We start from the raw sequence: 1,595 nt of genomic DNA, 5'->3' as shown, positions 1-1,595 counted from the left end.
CCGAACAACGCCAAACGACCACAGTCAGATCACGACGAGGCCGAGCGTGGGGTCCAATTTGTGCAGATCATGCGGATCTGACGTGATGACCGTGGCACGGAGCTTCCGCGCCAGCAACGCGACATGAGCGTCGACGACATCACTCGTTCCCGATGCCGCCAGCAGCAGTCCGAGCCGGACAGCGATCTCCTCCGACAAGGGCTCGACCCGCAACGCGCCCGTCCGCACCAGTTTCATGACGGCATGCTGACGTGGTGAGCCACGCCAGACCTGGGCGAGGACTCCCGCCGGTAGGTGCGCCGCGACCCTTGCGGCCACCAGGTCCGTGGCCAGCGCGAGCATGCGGGCGTCACGACGCTCAAGCGCGATGAGCGCGCCCGCGTCGAAGACGACCGTTCTCACGCGGCCCCGGCCACATCACCATCGTCGGCCTCCAGCGCCGAGCGCGCCCAGTCGTGCGCGGCGTCGTCCAGTCCGCCGGCATCTGCGATCATCTGGTCCAGGATCGTCTGTGCCTGCGCCCAGTCGGGCTCGGCAGCGGCAAGCCCGGCGAAATAGGCCGAGACCGACTCCACCTGGCCGGCGTCGGCGGCCCGCTGCGCTTTCGCCGCGATCTCCTCCGGGACGCTGATAGTGATCCGCTTGAAGCTCATAAACTAAGCATAAATCATGTGCAAGCTTAGAGCGACCGGCAATAGGGGACGCGACGTCGTGCACTTGGAAGCCGAGCGCATGTTGCAGGTAGTAGCGCGGCTGTTCCGTTTCCAGGCCGGACACCACGGCCGCGCGGTCGGTGATGTCCACGACCACCAGACCACGCCCCTCGGGTAGTCCCTCGGCGACCTGCCGAAGCTGATCGGCTGACGGAACCTTGTGCGCGCCTTCGCACAGTTCAAGCTGGCTCAGCGGGCAGCTGTCACACAGTTCACGGACACCGACGTGCCCGTTGTAGTCCGGTAGTCCATGCGCGTAGCTGACCGCGCAACTGGTCTTGCGGAACAACGGGGTGCTCGCATCGAAGGCCGCCAGCACCCGAGCCTCAGGCGTTTCCAGCACGATCTTCCGTCGCGCCGTGCCGTCGTACGGCTCCGGTAGCCCGTTGGCTTTGTAGTAGTCCGCGATCTCATCCCGGTAGAACAACCCGGTAGCCCAACCCGGTAGAACAACCCGGTGAACACCGTGGCGTCGGCGTAATTGGCCGACTCGTACGCGCTTGCCAGGTGCTCGTCGGTGTCGTTGAGGCCAGGCACCAACGGCCGCCAGTACAGGATGGTGCGGTACTTCCGGTACTCGGGCGCGCTCATGAGCTTCAAGGACTCGGCCGCCACGCTGGACGGGTAGGGGCGGCCTCAAGGAGTCAGTGCGACGAACTCGCAAGTCGTGATGTCATGGGATGAAACGTGCTGATCGTATGGACCCTGCGGGGCTCCAAAACCTCGGTTCGGACGGTGGCCTGAGCGTTCGCACGGTGGCGGCCGGGCCGGTGGATGTCGTCAGACGAAAGTGCGGTCCGGTCCGTGACGTAGGGCCACTATTCGCAGAGGCACGGCGTCGTCGCGGGCACCGTCGGGTACGTCGGGTACGTGGAGGTACTT

Annotated in this window: 2 protein-coding genes; both read right to left on the bottom strand. The window is 65.5% G+C overall.

Going from position 1 to position 1,595, the window contains the following annotated elements; genetic code table 11:
- Positions 1 to 24: 24 nt before the first annotated feature.
- Positions 25 to 402 (bottom strand): PIN domain-containing protein, encoded by a 378-nt coding sequence (locus tag U9977_RS24150; protein ID WP_322751578.1) that lies wholly within the window; start codon positions 400 to 402, stop codon positions 25 to 27.
- Positions 399 to 653: a hypothetical protein gene (locus U9977_RS24145; RefSeq protein ID WP_322751577.1), complete on the bottom strand. Its 255-nt coding sequence runs from the start codon at positions 651 to 653 to the stop codon at positions 399 to 401. Before U9977_RS24145 ends, U9977_RS24150 begins: the two co-directional genes overlap by 4 nt.
- Between the last annotated feature and the right edge of the window lie 942 nt (positions 654 to 1,595).

The sequence above is a fragment of the Protofrankia sp. Cas8 genome (genome assembly GCF_963555845.1).
In the GTDB taxonomy this organism is placed as follows: Bacteria; Actinomycetota; Actinomycetes; order Frankiales; family Frankiaceae; genus Protofrankia.
This window is presented reverse-complemented; position numbering and strand designations above follow the sequence as displayed.